The organism is Streptomyces sp. NPDC001231, from assembly GCF_042896885.1.
Taxonomy (GTDB): Bacteria; Actinomycetota; Actinomycetes; order Streptomycetales; family Streptomycetaceae; genus Streptomyces.
Map to the genome: position 1 here is coordinate 151,325 of NZ_JBIAXS010000001.1, position 15,435 is coordinate 166,759.

The window sequence follows — 15,435 nt, forward strand, 5'->3', positions numbered from 1 at the left end:
CCGGCGAGCGCGCGGCCACCCCCTGCCCGGCACCCACGCCCCGGACAGCCGTCCCCCGCGGGGACGCCACACACAGAGCAGCGACACCGCCACCCGGCGAGCGCGCGGCCACCCCCTGCCCGGCACCCACGCCCCGGACAGCCGTCCCCCGCGGGGACGCCACACACAGAGCAGCGACACCGCCACCCGGCACGCGCGCGGCCGACCCGTGCCCGACCGACGCCGCCCGGTCGGCCGTTCGTGAAACCGGGGCGGTCATGGGCGTTCGGGGTGGCAGCGGTCCGTGGCGGGTCGGGCGTGCGGGGACGTGGTCGGCGTGAGTCTCGTCGTTTATCTGGCGGCTGGGATCTTCGGACTGTCCGCGACCGTGTTGCTGCGGCGGCCGCGTACCGCGGTGCGGAATCCGCTGACCATGTCCACGTGTGCGGCGATCGTCCTCGGCTCGCTGGTGTTCGTCTGCTCGGCGCCGCTGACGCTGGCCACCGTCAACGACCTCACGGGCATCCCCAACTTCGGTGCCCCGCTGACCTACGGGATGCTCTCCGCGTACAGCTGCTCACTGCTCATCCTGCTGATCAACTGGCGGGGCGGCCCGCGCGAGCGGGTGCGGCGCACGGTGCTGCGGAGCATCGCCGCCTACGCTCCGCTGATCGTCGTCATCGTCGCGCTGTTCATGCTGGGCGACGCCCGCACCGAGCGGCTGACCGACCTGGACACCTACTACGCCAACACGCCGTACCTGCGCGAGATGATCCTGCTCTACCTGCTCGGGCACAGCGCCGCGACACTGGCGGCGTGCGCGCTGTGCGTCAAGTGGAGCCGCGAGGTCACCGGGCTGCTGCGGGCCGGGCTGCGGCTGATCCTGGCCGGCTCGGCGCTGGACGTGGTGGGCTTCCAGCTGACCAAGTACACGGCGATCGTGGCACGTTGGACGGGCCACGACCTGGACGTGCTGTCCACGAAGGTCGCCCCGCCGATGGCCTCGCTCGGCGCGCTGCTGTGCTCGGCCGGCTTCGTGCTGCCCAGGCTGCTCCCGGTGGTCCTCGCCCAGGCGCGCGGCCTGCGCGACCACCGGCGGCTGGGCCCGCTGTGGTCGCGGGTGCGGTTCGTGTCCACCGCGCCCAAGCCGCCGAGCCCGTGGTGGCAACTGCCGCTCGCGCGCCTCCAGTGGCGGGAGGTGTCCATCCACGACGCGCTGCTGGGCCTCGCCCCGTACTTCGACGACGAGGTCCGCGAGCGGGCGCTGGCCGCCGCCCGGCGCGCGGGCCACGGCGCCCACGAGGCGCGGATCGCGGCGGAGGCGGCGATGCTCGCCGACGCCGCGCGCCGCGCCGCCGCCCGCGAGGAGCCGCTCGCGGCGCCGAGCGGATACCGCCTCCACGCCACGGAGGTGTCCGGAACCAGCGGTCTCGTGGAACTGGCGCAGGCGCTGGTCCCCACGCCCGCCGAAACCGCCGTACGAGCAGGAACGGTGAGGACCTCCCATGGCTGAGGCCATGGCCGACTCCGAGGAGCCCCATGCCCCGTAGAGCTGTCGTCATCGGTGCCGGACTGGCCGGCATGCTGGCCGCCGCCGTGCTCTCCGACGTCGTGGACGACGTGGTCGTAGTGGACCGCGACGACCTGCCCGAGGGGCCGGAGCACCGCCGGGGGCTGCCACAGGGGCGCCACGCCCATCTGCTCCTGGCCGGTGGCCTGGCCGCCATGGAGGAGCTGATGCCGGGCGGGAGCATCCGGGCGCGGCTGCTGGCCGCGGGCGCCCGGGAGATACCGCTGGGCCACGGCATGGTGGCCCTGACCCCCGAGGGCTGGCTGCGGCGCTGGCGGCACGACGGACCGCGGATGCTCAGCTGCACCCGCGCCCTGCTGGACTTCACGGTCCGCTCCACCGTCCTCGCCCACACCGGGACGGTGATCCGCAAGGCGCAGGCGGTCGGCCTGGTGGGCGACGCGCGGCGCGTGCGCGGTGTCCGCGTCGCCACCCCCGCCGCGGAGGAGGTGCTGGCCGCGGACTTCGTGGTCGACGCCGGCGGGCGCGGATCGCGGGTGGTGACCTGGCTCCGCGAGCTCGGGCTCTCCGGGGTGCGGGAGCGCGGCGTGGACGCCGGGCTGGTCAACGCCACACGCGTGTACCGCACGCCCGCCGGGGCCGAGCAGTTCCCGCTGACGATGGTGCAGGCGAACCCGTACGTGGGCCGGCCGGGCCGCAGCGGCATGGTGCTGCCGATCGAGGGCGACCGCTGGATGGTCAGCCTCGCCGGCTCGCGGGGCGGTGAGCCGCCGGCGGACCCCGACGGGTTCCTGCGCTACGCCCTCGATCTGCCGTCCCCCATCGTCGGCCGGCTCGTCTCCGGCGCCGAACCCCTCACCGACGTGTACATCAGCCGCAGCACCAGCAACACTCGCCGTTACCTGGAGAAGCTGCCGCGGTGGCCGGAGGGCTTCGTGGCGCTCGGCGACGCGGTGGCCACCTACAACCCGGCCTACGGGCAGGGCATGTCGGTGGCCGCGCTCGGTGCGCGGCTGCTGCGCGACGAACTGCGCCGCTCCGGCCCGGACGCGCCCGGTCTCGCCCGCCGTGTGCAGCGCGGCGCCGCCCGTCCGGTCGACGCGGCCTGGGCGGCCGCGGTCGGCCAGGACGTCTGGTACCCGAACAGCCGCGGTGCCTCGCCCGGAGCCGCCGACCGCCTGGTCACCTCCTACAGTCGCCGTCTGACACGGGCGGCCACCGGCTCCTACCGGGCCGCGGCCGCCCTCTGGGAGGTCACCAGTCTGCGCACCGGGCCGCAGCGCCTCCTCCGCCCCGACACCCTCCTCGACGTACTGAACGGCCCTCTACTCCCCCCGCTGGCGGGTCCCCCGCTGACCCCGGCCGAGCGCAAGATCCTGGAGGGTCTGGACCGGACGAACACCTGACCAGGCCCGACCGCCGAAGCGGGCCGACGGTGTCAGCCCGCGAAGGCGGGTTGGACCAGGCCCTGGCCCGCGTCGGGGACGACGAGGAGTGAGCCCGCCAGGGGATGGGGGGCGGCCAGGCCCGTACGGGCCGTGGTGACGTAGAGGTCGGTCAGGCCGGGGCCGGCGAAGGCACAGGCCGTCGGGCGGGAGACGGGGAGGGCGAGCACGCGGTCCAGGGTGCCGGCGGGGGTGTAGCGGCGGATCGCGGCCCCGTCCCACAGGGCCACCCAGACACAGCCGTCGGCGTCGACCGTGAGGCCGTCCGGGAAGCCGGCGCCCTCCTCCACCAGGGCCAACTGCCGCCTGCCCGTGATCCGTTGGCCGTCGAAGTCGAAGACGTCGACACGGCGGGTCGGTGAGTCGACGTAGTACATCAGGCGGCCGTCGGGGCTCCAGCCGGTGCCGTTGCTCACCGCCACGGCGGGCAGCACCACCTCGGCCGTGCCGTCGCCGGTCAGGCGGGACAGGGTGCCGCCGCCGGGGGCCTCGTCGTAGCGCATGGTGCCGGCCCACAGGGAGCCGTCGGGTGCCACGGCGGCGTCGTTGCCGCGCCGGCCGGGAACCGGGTCGCGGTGCAGCCAGCGGAAGGCGCCGTCGGGGTCCACCAGGCCCACCCCGTCCCGGAGGTTGAGGACGAGCCCGCCGCCCGCGCGGGGCTTCGCCGCGCCCACGTGCTGCCCGGTCGTACGGACCGTGCACCGGCCCGAGGAGGGGTCGTAGCCGTGCACCCGGGAGGAGAGGATGTCGACCCAGATCAGCCGCCCGGCCTCCGGGTCCCAGGTCGGGCCCTCGCCCAGTTCCGCCCGTGCGCGGACGGCGACCTCGTACCCCGTCATGCCGTGCCCCGGTGGCCGAGCCGCTCCGACAGCTCGGCGGCGCCCTTCACGGCGAGCCGCTCCAGCTCCGCCCGCCGCTCCTCGCTCCAGCGGATCATGGGCACCGAGATGGACAGGGCCGCGACCACCTGCCCGGTGCGGTCGCGCACCGGCGCGGCCACACAACTGACGTCCGGGTTGGATTCACGGCGCTCCACCGCCATGCCCCGCCGCCGGATCTCGCGCAGGGCCTCGCGCAGCGCGGCCGGGTCGGTGATGCTGTTCGGCGTCATCGCGACCAGTTCGGCGTCGTCCGGGACGCGCGCGCCCAGCTCCTCCTCGGGCAGGGAGGCGAGCAGCATCTTGCCGACCGAGGTGCAGTGCGCCGGGAGGCGGCGACCGGCCGCGGAGACCATGCGCACCGCGTGCGTGGAGTCCACCTTGGCGATGTAGATGACGTCGGTGTCCTCCAGGATCGCCACGTGCACGGTCTCGTCGCAGGTCTCGGCGACCGAGCGGGCGACCTGCCGGCCCTCGGCGGCGAGGTCCAACTGCTCGGCGTAGCGGCTGCCGAGCTGGTAGGGGCGTACACCCAGCCGGTAGCGTCCGGGCTGCCCGGTCACGGGGACGATGTACTGGCGGGCGGCGAGCGTGGTGACCAGCTCGTGCACCGTGGTGCGCGGCAGTCCCAGCCTGCGCACGATGTCGGGGGCGGAGAGCGTCCCGTCCCCGTCGAGGAAGAGCTCGAGAATGTCCAGAGCCCGGGTCACGGCAGGTACGAGACGTCCCACGACCGGCCCCCTCCCTTGATCCGAGTGATCCGATTGATCCGAGTGATCCAAGCCTGTGTTCGAAATATCAAAAGACGGTCGGAATGACGAACACAGGCTAGTCACAGCGGAATGCGCGGGCAATGGGCGGGCGCACGGGCATGAGGTGGGCGCACGGGCATGAGGTGGGAAAGGGCCGGGCGGAACGGGGTGGGCGACGATGGATCCCATGACCACGCCCTCCGGAAGGCGCCCCGTCGGCCCCTTCACCCCGCTGGACTTCCAGTTGGTGCTGCTGCGCCGCATGGCCGACCACAACCCGGACCTGGTGGAGGACGCCCGTCGCACGCTGGGCGCCTCCCGCGCGCAGATGCGCGAGGCCAACAAGCGCTGGCAGGCGATGGCCCGCACACCACGGTCCCGCTCGGCGGCGTCCCGGTACCGCTCGATCCTCGGCGAGCCCGAGTCGACGACCGTCCGCCGCATCGGCGACCTGGACTGCGAGGCCCGCAGCTGGCCCGTCCCGCTCTGGCCCGACCTGCGCCTGGAGGTGCTGGCCGCCCCGGACGGCCGGGTCTGGAACGAGTGGCTGGTGCGCGCCCCGGGGGCCGAGGCACCCGACCTGCGGACCGTGGCCGACCTGACCCCCTGGTCCTGCACGGTCGACGAGGCCGCCCGCGCCTTCGCCCCGGCCCGCCCCCTGGAGGGCACCGCCCCGACCCGCTGGGGCCTGTCCTTCCAGGCCCCGGACGGGGAGGGCGTCCGCCGGGAGGTCGTGGCCGAGTTCACCTGGGGCCTGCTGCAACGGATACGGACCGGCGGGTGACTCCGCGGGGGCGGCCGCCCGGCAGCGGCTCAGCCCGCGGCGGCCAGGATCGCCTCCGTCACCGCCGCCACCGACTCCGGATGCAGCCACAGGAACAGGTTCGGTTCCACCAGCTCCAGCTCCATGAGACAGGGGTCGCCGTCCTCCCCGTCCACCAGGTCGACCCGGGCGAAGAGCAGCTCGGGGGCGCCTGGAACGGCGGCCAACGCACGCTCGGCGACGGAGAGTTCGGCCGGGGTCGGGGTCCAGGGCGCGATGCCCGGGTGGGCGGACTTGCGCTCGTCGTAGGCGATGCCGGGGGCGAGGACGGCACCCTTGCGGCCGGCGTGCAGCAGGCGTCCGCCGAAGAACTGGAGCGCCCGCTCCCCGCCCGCGTCGATGCGCCGCATGTACGGCTGCACCATGGCCGTGAGCCCTTCGGCGTGCATCCGCGCGAGCTGCCGTACGGCGGTGTCACGCTCGTCGGGCGTGTACCGGGCGGCGAAACGCGCTCCGGCCCCGGACGCCGGTTTGATCACGTACTCGTGGTCGTCGGGCAGGTCGGCCGGGTCTCCGGGAGCCAGGTACCGGGTCGGTACGACGGGCACACCGGACGCCCCGAGCTGCCCGAGGTACCGCTTGTCGACGTTCCACCGCACGACCTCGACGGGATTGGCCAGCCGCGTCGCCTTCGCGCACCGCTCGGCCCACTCCGTGAACTCCCCCACGCGCCAGCTGTAGTCCCACGTCGACCGGATCACGGCGAGATCGAACCCGCCCCAGTCGGCCGCGGGGTCGTCCCACGCCACGACCCGTGCCTCGGCCCCGGCCGCCTCCAGCGCCTCCACCAGCACCGGAAGGTCCGGGTCGTCGCTGATACCGGGCGCGGGCCGGCAGGTGACGAGCGCGATGCGGGGCACGGCGGAGCTCCATCCTCGTAGTCCCTCGTAGATCCGCGAAGATCCGCGAAGATCCTGGTACGAGGCTTCGAACAGTGACGGGCCCGCAGGCTAACAACCTCCCGCGTCGGCGCGTACGGTCGCCCCTGGTGTAGGAACGGAGTCACCGGTCCCGGCCAGTCGGTCCGTACGAGAGTCGCAGAGTCGCAAGGAGTCCCTTACGTGTCCTCCCTCTTCCCCGCCCTGACGAAGGACCCCGGTGAGCGGCCGGCGCTGCGGTTCGGTGACCGTTCGTCGACGTACACGGAGCTCGCGGCGGCGGCCGGCGCCGTCGCCGGCCGGGTGCGCGGCAGGACGCGGGTCGCGGTGTGGGCGACTCCGGGGTTGGAGACGGCCGTGGCGGTCGTGGGCACGCTACTGGCCGGCGTGGCCGCCGTGCCGCTCAACCCGAGGTCGGGCGAGAAGGAGCTGGGGCACATCCTGGCCGACAGCGCGCCGCCCGTGGTGCTCGCCGCACCCGGGGACGAACTGCCCGCCGCGCTCGCCGGGTTGGAACGGCTCGACGTCGATGTGCGGGACACGGGTCCCGTTCCCGAGGACCGGGCCGGCGACGGCGACCCGGCGCTCGTCGTCTACACCTCCGGTACGACCGGTCCGCCCAAGGGCGCCGTCCTCCCCCGCCGGGCGCTCGCCGCCACCCTGGACGCGCTGGCCGACGCCTGGCAGTGGACGGGTGACGACGTGCTGGTGCACGGGCTGCCGCTGTTCCATGTGCACGGGCTGGTGCTGGGCGTCCTCGGGCCGCTGCGGCGCGGCGGGGCGGTACGGCACCTGGGGCGGTTCACGACGGACGGCGTGGCGCGCGAGCTGAACGGCGGGGCGACCATGCTGTTCGGCGTGCCGACCATGTACCACCGGATCGCGGAGGCGCTGCCCGGCGACCCGGAGCTGGTGAAGGCCCTCGCCGGGGCCCGGCTGCTGGTCTCCGGGTCGGCCGCGCTGCCCGTGCACGACCACGAGCGGATCACGGCCGCGACCGGGCGGCGGGTGATCGAGCGGTACGGCATGACCGAGACGCTGATGAACACCAGTGTGCGGGCCGACGGCGAGTCCCGCGCCGGGACGGTCGGGGTGCCGCTGCCGGGCGTGGGGCTGCGGCTCGTGGAGGAGGACGGTACGGAGATCACGGCGTACGACGGGGAGACGGTCGGCGAGATCCAGGTGCGCGGGCCGAATCTGTTCACCGAGTACCTCAACCGGCCCGACGCGACGGCCGCCGCGTTCACCGCCGACGGCTTCTTCCGCACCGGGGACATGGCGGTGCGCGACCCCGACGGCCAGGTCCGCATCGTCGGCCGCAAGGCCACCGACCTGATCAAGAGCGGCGGTTACAAGATCGGCGCGGGCGAGATCGAGAACGCGCTCCTGGAGCACCCGGGGGTCCGCGAGGCCGCCGTCACCGGGGAGCCGGACGCCGACCTCGGTGAGCGGATCGTCGCCTGGATCGTCCCGTCCGATCCGCAGTCCCCGCCGGACGCCGAGGAGTTGGCCGATCACGTGACCCGGCGGCTGGCCCCGCACAAGCGGCCCCGGGTCGTCCGTCTCCTCGACGCCCTGCCCCGCAACGACATGGGGAAGATCATGAAGCGGGCGCTGGCGCGGGACTGAACGGCGGCCGGGAGGGCCCTGCCCCCGCCGGCCCCTCGCGGGCTCTTCTCCCGCCTGCCGTCCCCCGGCCCGATCAGGACGGGGGACGGTCCTCCTGCCCGACCCCCACCGCCCGGACGACCTCCTGCCGTACCGAACCGCCCCGGTCGTCGCCCGCGGTAGCCCGCAGCGAGACGGACGCGGCGCCGCGCGGCACCGACAGGGTGCCGTGCCAGGAGGCGTGCCCGCCGGTGAGCGGGACCGGCCGCCAGGTCGCGCCCTCGTCGTAGGACACCTCGAGGCTGCCGTCGCCGATGGTGCCGGTGCCGGTCGCGCCCGCCACGTACCGCGCGCGGACGCCGACCGGCACCCGGCCGCCGCCCCGCAGGTCGCCCGCGAGGTCGGTGCCGACGTCGAAGGCGAGGTTGATCAGGGGCAGGGTGGTCCAGTGGTCCTCGGGGGTGGCCGACGAGCGGAACGTCCACTCGGCGTGCCCCCGCGTGGCGAGCCGCCACCTGCCGGCGTCCAGCGCGGTGTCCGTGACGAGCCGGTACGTGTGCTCGGCCGGGGGCGCGTCCGTCACGTACACGGCCGCGCCCGTGCGCCGGTCGGCCAACTGCCCGTCCAGGTGGACCGCCGTCGTCTGGGACATGCCGCTGTCCGCGCTCCACACGTCCCCGAAGCCGGTGTGGTCGGGCCCGGAGTCGCCCCAGCCGGGCACGTTGAACTGGAGCCGGCCGCCGGCCCGTTGCTGTCCCCAGTCGAGTCCGGTGCCGAGCCACGGGTGCCAGACCGGCTTGAACCAGTCGAGCACGGGGTGCGTTCCGCCCTCGTAGCGGACCCGGCCGCCGCGCTGCTCCAGCGTGCCGTCGCCGATCGTCACCGACTCCTGCCAGCGCTCGCCGGGCCCGGTGGACACGTAGTCGGTGCGCTCGGCCGGGAGGTCGATCCGCTCCTGGAAGCCGATGCCGACGGGGAAGGTGTCGGTGACCGCGTACCGGACCTCGCTGCCGCTCGTCGGCCGCGCGGCGTGGAACCTGGTCCGGATCGCGGCCAGTTGGCGAGGGCCGGGCGCGTACGTCAGCTCCGTGTCGGGGATCGCCCCGCGGTGCCCCTGCGAAAGGTCGTACACGTACGGGGTGTTGCGCGTCCCCGTCATGTCGACGCGACCCGCCGTCCGCAGCCGTGCCGCGTCGGCGGCGTCGACCGTGGCGATCTGGAGGGGGCGGTCGGCGTTGTCGTCGGTGCCCCACCAGGCGCTCAGCCGGCCGGGCAGGTCGTCCGTCACGAACAGGGCCTTCACGCCCGCGTCCTGGGCCGCCTGGGCCAGTGCGGCCGGTTCCACGGAGTCGGCGAGCCGGGCCAGGACCGCCTTGCCGCGTACGTCCGCGCCGGTGAAGTCCCCGTCGCCGACGTCGACGAGCGGCAGCCTGCTGCGGCCCTCGATCAGCGTGCCGCCGGGCTGGACGAGCGCCTCGGCGACGCCCTTGACCTCCAGCGGCGCCTTGCCGAGCCGCCACACGGTCCGGTACTCGAAGGTGCCCCGCGTGACCGATCCGGTCGGCGCGGCGAAGACGCTGTCGTACGCCACGGGCACCTGGACGGCGCCGAACAGGTCGGAGCCGTCCGCCGTCCGGTCGTACTCCATGAGCAGTTGCCGGGTCTCCGTCCGCCGTCCGGTCTCGGCCCTGATCTCGCGCAGCCGGCGCCCGTCCAGGGTGACCTCGCGGTCCCGGTCCAGCGTGATCTCGGGCGCCGCGAGGAAACCCAGGCCGAGGGAGTCGGCGCCGTGACCGCCGCGTACGTCGAGGAAGGAGGTCAGGCTGTACGTGCCCGGCTCGAGGCGCAGGCGCAGGGTGCCCGAGTCGCCGACGTGCGCGGGGTACGGATCGGCGCCCGCGGCGAGCCGCTGCACGGTGAGGTCGGCGGGCACGGGAGCGCCGTCGCGGTCCTTGACGCGCACGGTGAGCGTGTACCGCTCGTCCTCCTTGACCAGCCCGAACACGGTGTGCGCGACCGGGGTGCCGGACGCGGAGGCCACGATCCGCCCGCTCGTCCCGCCCACCGGCGCCTCGGCCGCGTCTCCGGTCACGGTGGTGGTGGCGGTGCCGTGGGCGGGCACGGTGAGCGAGGAGTCGGCGAGGGTGGCGACGCCGTCCGGGGCGCCCTGGACGGCGAGACTCAACTCGACATCGGTGTCGGAGGAGTTGGCATAGGTGAGTGTCCTGGTCACTGGCTTGTCCGTGTCGTGGGGCCAGCGGTGGAACCCGAGGTCGGCGCTTCCGGTGGCGGTGATCCGCGCGTGCACGGCGTCCGGGACGCTCACCCGGCCCGCCCCCAGCAGGTAGGCGGACGCGTCGAGTTGCCTCGACGTCGACATCAGCGCGTCCTTGATCCGTTCGCCGCTCCAGTCGGGGTGCCTCTGGGCGAGCAGTGCGGCGGCACCGGCGACATGGGGCGTCGCCATGGAGGTGCCGCTCATGGAGGTGTAGGCGCCGTTGCCGGGGGCGAGTCGGGAGCGGGCGGCGAGGATGTCGACGCCGGGTGCCGCGAGGTCGGGTTTGAGGGCGTTGTCGCCGATGCGGGGTCCGGCGCTGGTGAAGTAGGCGGCCCGGTCGGACGGGTCGACCGCGCCGACGGTGAGTGCGGCGTCGGCGGAGCCGGGCGAGTCGATGGAGGAGGGGGCGCCGGTGTTGCCCGCGGCGACCACGAAGAGGGCGCCGGTCTCCCGGGAGAGGGTGTCGACGGCCCGCGCCATCGGATCGGTCCCCTCGCTGGGCTCGCTGGAGCCGAGACTCATGGAGACGATCCGCGCGCGCACGTCCCGGGCGGCCCACTCCATCCCGGCGATGATCTGCGACTCGCTGCCCGACCCCTGGTCGCCGAGCACCTTGCCGACGGCGAGGGTGGCGTCCGGGGCGACCCCCTTCTCCTCACCGCCGGAGGCCGCGCCGCTGCCGCCGACGGTGGACGTCACATGGGTGCCGTGGCCGTTGCGGTCGGCGTCGTCCTCGCCGTCGACGAAGTTCCTGGTGACGGCGACCCGCCCGGCGAGGTCGGGGTGGGAGGCGTCGACGCCGGTGTCGAGGACGGCGACGGTGACGCCCTTGCCGGTCAGACCGGACGCCCAGGCCTCGCGGGTGCCGATCTGCGCGTTGCTCTCGGCCATGTCGGCGGTGACCCGCCCGTCGAGCCACACCTTGTCGATACCGCCGGACGGGGTGCCGTGCCCGGTGAACTCCCGCCAGAACACCCGCCCCTTGGCGGCCTCCACGGCGGCCCCGCGCACACTGGCGAGACTCCGCGTCCGCTCCGTCCCGCGCGGGGTCGCCGCCCGGACGCCCTTGCCGTAGGTCACGATCAGCGGCAGCTCGCCGGTGCGGGCGTCCGCGAGCCCCTGCCGTAACAGCGTGTCCACGTCGAACAGCCGGCGGTCCAGCCGGCCCGCCCGCAGATACGGCAGGGCCTCGTCCGGTACGACGCTCAGGGCGCCGCCCGCCATCTGCGTGCGCACGGCACCCGTGGCGCCCTGGGGCCGGCGCACCGTGACGGTCCTCCTGCCGCCGCCGAGGTCGGTGACGGTGACCTTGTCGCCGGTGACGAGGGTGACGGTGCGGGCGCCGCCCGGGGTGGCCACGGGGGGACCGGGCGGCCCCGCGGGCTGCCGCGCCGCCGCCGGTCCGGCCGGCAGCAGGGCGATCACGAGCCCGGCCGACACAAGGGCCGCTCTCCGTCCGGAGGGTCCTGCGCGCATCCTGCCTCTCCTCTCCGCGCCACACGTCCTCGGTGCTGCGAAGAGTGGCAGAACCCTTGTGCGGCAGGGGAGTTGGAAGACGACAGCGAGTCGGCGCCTGGCGGGTTCCCGCCAGCGGGACAGGCCCCGGACATCCGGCGGCGGGAGCCGTCCATGTGTCCTTGACTCTCACTCCTTACGCACGGAGCGCCGGAATCCACCCGGCCGGCGGCACCCCGCGCGGCCCCCTTGAACAGGCGCCCGTTCCGCCGCGCCCGCACGATGCCAGGGAGGCCTCCGCCCGGTGGCCGCCACGGTCCGCGCTCTCAGGAGGCTCCGCCATGTCCGCCAGTCTGGAGCAGTTGCGCCGCTGCCACTTCGCCGTCGACCTGGGAGCGGCCCGGACCCGTGTCTACGTCAAGGGCCCGGGGCTCGTCGTCGACCAGCCTTCGGTCGCGGCCGTGAACACCCGTACCGGAGCCCTGATCGCGGTCGGCGAGTTCGCGGAGAGGATGACGGGCCGCACCCCCGCCTACATCCGGGTCGTCCGCCCGGTCTCCGGCGGCACGGTCGTCGACATCGAGATGGCGCAGCGTATGCTGCGGCACCTGCTCGGCGACGGGATGCGCCGCGCCCTGCGCCGCAAGGCGCCCCGGCTGCGGGCCGCCGCCTGCACCCCGCACGACGCCGATCCGCTCGCCCAACGGGCCACGATCGAGACGCTCGTCGGGCTCGGCGCGCGCCGCGTGGAACTCGTCGACACGCTGATCGCCGCCGCCGTCGGCTGCGGGCTGCCCGTGGAGCGGGCCGAGGCCACCATGATCATGGTGTGCGGGGCCGCGGCCACCCAGGTGGCCGTCCTCTCGCTCGGCTCGATCGTCACCGCCGAGCGCATTCCCGTCGGCGGGGAGGCCGTCGACCACGCCATCGTGCAACACCTTCGCCTCGCACACGCGTTGACGCTGCCCAGCCAGTCCCTGCGGCCGCTCCAGATCGCCCTGTCCGGGAACGGGCTCACCCCGTCCGGCCCGGCGTCCACCGAGATCCACGGGCGGGACGTGGCCACCGGACTGGCCCGGTCCGTGCGGATCGACACCGCCGCCGTACGGGAGGCCATCCAGACGCCGCTGACCGCAGTGCTCGACGGCATCTACAAGGTGCTGCGCGTGTGCCCGCCCGATCTGGTGGCCGACCTCGCCGACCGCGGGATCATGATGGTCGGCGGTTCCGCGCTGCTGCCGGGCCTGGACCAGATGCTGCGCGAGGCGACCGGCATGCCGGTGCACATCGCCGAACGCCCCGACGTGTGCGCGATCCAGGGGCTGGGCGCGATGCTGGAGGGCGAGGTCGAACCGCTGATGCTGAACCCGTTGGGCGCGTAGGCGCGTTGACCGTCGGGTCACCGGGGCCCGGTGGCGGTCAGTCGGCGAACCAGCAGCGGACGGTGGTGCCCTCCGCGCCCGAGTGCACGCGGACCAGGTCGGCGACGAGGTTGACCAGCAGCAGACCGCGGCCGCCGCGCTGTTCGCGGGGGACGGGCCGGCGACCGGCCAGCGGATCGTCCAGGCGGCCCTTGTCCCGCACCTCGCACAGCACGCAGCCGTCCTGCGCCCACACCCGCAGCTCGCCCGAACCGCCGCCGTGCACCACGCTGTTGGTGGTCAGCTCGGCCACGGACAGCGCCAGGTCCTCCAGCCGGGTGGCCGCGGGCCCGAGCCGCGCGCCCTCGGCGACGGCGACGTGCCGGGCCTGCGACAGCGTCTGCTCCGTGAAGGAGAACGACAGCGCGTCCGGCACCGGCGGCAGCGGCTCGTTGTACCGGTCGACGACCTGCTCGGGGGAGTAGGCGGCGCTCTCCCGGTGCCCGGCGCCACCGGAGGGGATGACCACGGGATGGGTGGCGTGCGCGTCGGCGAGGGCCCGCCCGTCGAGGCGCGCGGCGTCGTACGGGCACAGGATGGTGACCTCGCGGCCCTGGAAGGCCGGGTTGATCAGTGCCTCGTGCTGGGCGCAGGCCGGGTATTCGACGGGCGTACGGCCGGCCCAGACCGGCTCACCGATGATCCGCACCCGGCGGCCGGGCGGCTGGGCGTCGGCGAAGGCGCGCAGCACCGCGGGGATGATCCGGCCGGGGTTGCGCCCGACCTCGCGCATGTCGAGCAGCCGTACGGACCGGGCGTCGGCGCCCAGACCGGTCTCGATCAGACGGAGGTTGTCGCCGGGGACGGCCACCGCGACCGGCTCGCCCGCCTCCAGTCCTTCACGCACGAAGGGCACGGTGCCCGCGAGGTACTCCCGCTCGTCCCGGTAGAACAGGGCGGGGTGGACGAAGGGTTCCGCGCTCGCGGTCATGACGTCGACACCTCCATCCCCGGCAGCTCGGGCCAGAACATCTCCGTTGCCCCCGGACGCGACGCCCCCTGTCCTGCGCCGTCCGGCAGCTACGCCTTACGCGTACCCACTGCATCCACGACAAGGCCTGTTTCCCGGGCGTGTGCAGTCGTCCGGGGAGCGGGCAGGCGCAGGGCAGCACCGCCGGGGTTCCGTGGCTCCGCAGCGCCGCGGCGTGCGTCGGGCACGGGCCGACCGGGGCGACGGGCCGGCCGGGGCAACGGGGCGACGGGGCAACGGGGCAACGGGGCGACGGGGCGACGGGGCGACGGGGCGACGGGGCGACGAGATGGGCGACGTCGCGAAGACGCGCGAGGGTTGCCGAGGACGGACGGGGCGGGGACATGGCCGCAGCGGCAACACGATCTCACTCACGACGGCGGAGCACCCCGGCCGAGACGCTCAGCGTCGACGTCCGCACGGACCCGGTGGCCGACCGGACGTCGCTCACCGCGCGCGGTGAGCTGGTGCACGGCTGCGCGGAGGCCCTGGCCCAGGCGCTGGCCGAGCTGCCGCCCGACATCGGCCGGGTCGATCTGGACGTGTCCGGGGTGACGTTCATGGACACCGCCGGACTGGAACTCCTGGACAGCCTCGACGACCACGGCCGCCGTCCCCCCGTCCGGGTGACCGCGACCGGCTGGACGGGCCAGCCGCGCCGCGTCCTGGAGCTGACCGCCCTGGACACCACGGACCCGCCGCACCCGTCGGCCGACACCGCGGGGCCGGAGCGGGCCGGGCCGCCGGTCACCTCCGCGGTGGCCCTGGAGCGGACGGAACGGCTGCTCCAGGGCCAGACGGAGGTCGAACAGCTCCGCCGGGCCATCTCCTCCCGCCCGGTGATCGACCAGGCCCGCGGCGTCCTGATGGCCACCCACGCGTCCACCGCGGAACAGGCCTGGAACGTCCTCCGGGAGGCCTCCCAGCGCTCCAACACCAAGCTGCACGTGGTGGCCGCCTCGATCACCGCGGGCGCGCGCGACGACGGCCCCGCACCGCCGCGGAAGATCCGCTCGGCGCTGCGCACCGCGCTCGCGCGCCACACCGGCCCCGGCCCGGACACATCGCGGCACGGAGGCGGCACGGAGCACCTTGGACACGGTGACGGCCCGGCTACCGGGGTACCCGATGTGCGGACGAGTGACCAGTCCCGTCCGCAGGAGTCACCACCATGAGAGAGCACACCCCATCCCAGGCCGAGGGCGAACGCGACGACGAGGACACGCAGCGCGCCGCAGGACCGCCGGACACGCCGTACCCGACCCCTTCCCAGGCCGAGGGCGACCGCGACGATCTGCCGGAGACCGCCGACCCCGCCGACGACCGTTCCTGAGCAGCCCGTCAGTAGCCCGTCCGCGCCTGCCGTTGCTCCGGCCGAGTGCAAAACGGGCCAACACGCGCCGATGGCCCCCGGATC

13 protein-coding genes are annotated in these 15,435 nt (G+C 74.7%); 8 read left to right on the top strand and 5 right to left on the bottom strand.

What is annotated here, in order from left to right:
- The 3 genes from ACFY3J_RS00740 to ACFY3J_RS00750 all read left to right on the top strand — a co-directional run.
- Positions 1-244: hypothetical protein (locus tag ACFY3J_RS00740; protein WP_390839682.1), on the top strand; the 244-nt coding region annotated here is incomplete at its 5' end.
- Between the two features lie 72 nt (positions 245-316).
- Positions 317-1,492, top strand: a complete 1,176-nt coding sequence (locus ACFY3J_RS00745) for an MAB_1171c family putative transporter (protein ID WP_384173533.1) — start codon at positions 317-319, stop codon at positions 1,490-1,492.
- 26 nt (positions 1,493-1,518) lie between these two features.
- Positions 1,519-2,916, top strand: a complete 1,398-nt coding sequence (locus ACFY3J_RS00750) for an FAD-dependent monooxygenase (protein WP_384173530.1) — start codon at positions 1,519-1,521, stop codon at positions 2,914-2,916.
- Positions 2,917-2,948: 32 nt separating this feature from the next.
- Here the strand turns inward: ACFY3J_RS00750 and ACFY3J_RS00755 are convergent, their stop codons facing one another.
- Together ACFY3J_RS00755 and ACFY3J_RS00760 are read right to left on the bottom strand one after the other, a co-directional pair.
- On the bottom strand, positions 2,949-3,794 hold the full coding sequence (locus ACFY3J_RS00755; RefSeq protein WP_384173527.1) for an SMP-30/gluconolactonase/LRE family protein: 846 nt from the start codon (positions 3,792-3,794) through the stop codon (positions 2,949-2,951).
- Positions 3,791-4,564 (bottom strand): IclR family transcriptional regulator, encoded by a 774-nt coding sequence (locus ACFY3J_RS00760; RefSeq protein ID WP_390839684.1) that lies wholly within the window; start codon positions 4,562-4,564, stop codon positions 3,791-3,793. Before ACFY3J_RS00760 ends, ACFY3J_RS00755 begins: the two co-directional genes overlap by 4 nt.
- Positions 4,565-4,763: 199 nt before the next feature.
- Between ACFY3J_RS00760 and ACFY3J_RS00765 the strand changes: the two genes are divergently transcribed.
- A complete protein-coding gene (locus ACFY3J_RS00765) occupies positions 4,764-5,369 on the top strand; it encodes a hypothetical protein (RefSeq protein ID WP_390839686.1) in 606 nt (201 codons plus the stop codon).
- 29 nt (positions 5,370-5,398) lie between these two features.
- Here the strand turns inward: ACFY3J_RS00765 and ACFY3J_RS00770 are convergent, their stop codons facing one another.
- Positions 5,399-6,268 carry a RimK family alpha-L-glutamate ligase gene (locus ACFY3J_RS00770; RefSeq protein ID WP_384173518.1) on the bottom strand — a complete coding sequence of 290 codons (870 nt, stop codon included), beginning with the start codon at positions 6,266-6,268 and terminating at the stop codon, positions 5,399-5,401.
- Positions 6,269-6,469: 201 nt separating this feature from the next.
- Here ACFY3J_RS00770 and ACFY3J_RS00775 point away from each other — a divergent pair, with 201 nt between their 5' ends.
- Positions 6,470-7,915 (top strand): acyl-CoA synthetase, encoded by a 1,446-nt coding sequence (locus ACFY3J_RS00775; protein ID WP_390839690.1) that lies wholly within the window; start codon positions 6,470-6,472, stop codon positions 7,913-7,915.
- 73 nt (positions 7,916-7,988) lie between these two features.
- Here ACFY3J_RS00775 and ACFY3J_RS00780 read toward each other — a convergent pair whose 3' ends face one another.
- Positions 7,989-11,648, bottom strand: coding sequence for a S8 family serine peptidase (locus ACFY3J_RS00780; protein ID WP_390839692.1), 3,660 nt, complete (start codon positions 11,646-11,648; stop codon positions 7,989-7,991).
- A 320-nt stretch (positions 11,649-11,968) separates the two neighbouring features.
- On the opposite strand from ACFY3J_RS00780, the gene ACFY3J_RS00785 reads away from it, so the two are divergent.
- The gene (locus ACFY3J_RS00785) at positions 11,969-13,009 is read left to right on the top strand and encodes a rod shape-determining protein (protein ID WP_384173509.1); all 1,041 of its coding nucleotides are present in this window, start codon (positions 11,969-11,971) and stop codon (positions 13,007-13,009) included.
- A gap of 37 nt (positions 13,010-13,046) precedes the next feature.
- On the opposite strand, the gene ACFY3J_RS00790 is transcribed toward ACFY3J_RS00785, so the two are convergent.
- Complete coding sequence (locus ACFY3J_RS00790) at positions 13,047-13,979, bottom strand: anti-sigma factor RsbA family regulatory protein (RefSeq protein WP_384173506.1); 933 nt, start codon at positions 13,977-13,979, stop codon at positions 13,047-13,049.
- Positions 13,980-14,362: 383 nt separating this feature from the next.
- Here ACFY3J_RS00790 and ACFY3J_RS00795 point away from each other — a divergent pair, with 383 nt between their 5' ends.
- Positions 14,363-15,193: an ANTAR domain-containing response regulator gene (locus tag ACFY3J_RS00795; RefSeq protein WP_390839694.1), complete on the top strand. Its 831-nt coding sequence runs from the start codon at positions 14,363-14,365 to the stop codon at positions 15,191-15,193.
- Positions 15,190-15,351: a hypothetical protein gene (locus tag ACFY3J_RS00800; protein ID WP_172632976.1), complete on the top strand. Its 162-nt coding sequence runs from the start codon at positions 15,190-15,192 to the stop codon at positions 15,349-15,351. The genes ACFY3J_RS00795 and ACFY3J_RS00800 overlap by 4 nt, the downstream gene beginning before the upstream one ends.
- Positions 15,352-15,435: the final 84 nt, after the last annotated feature.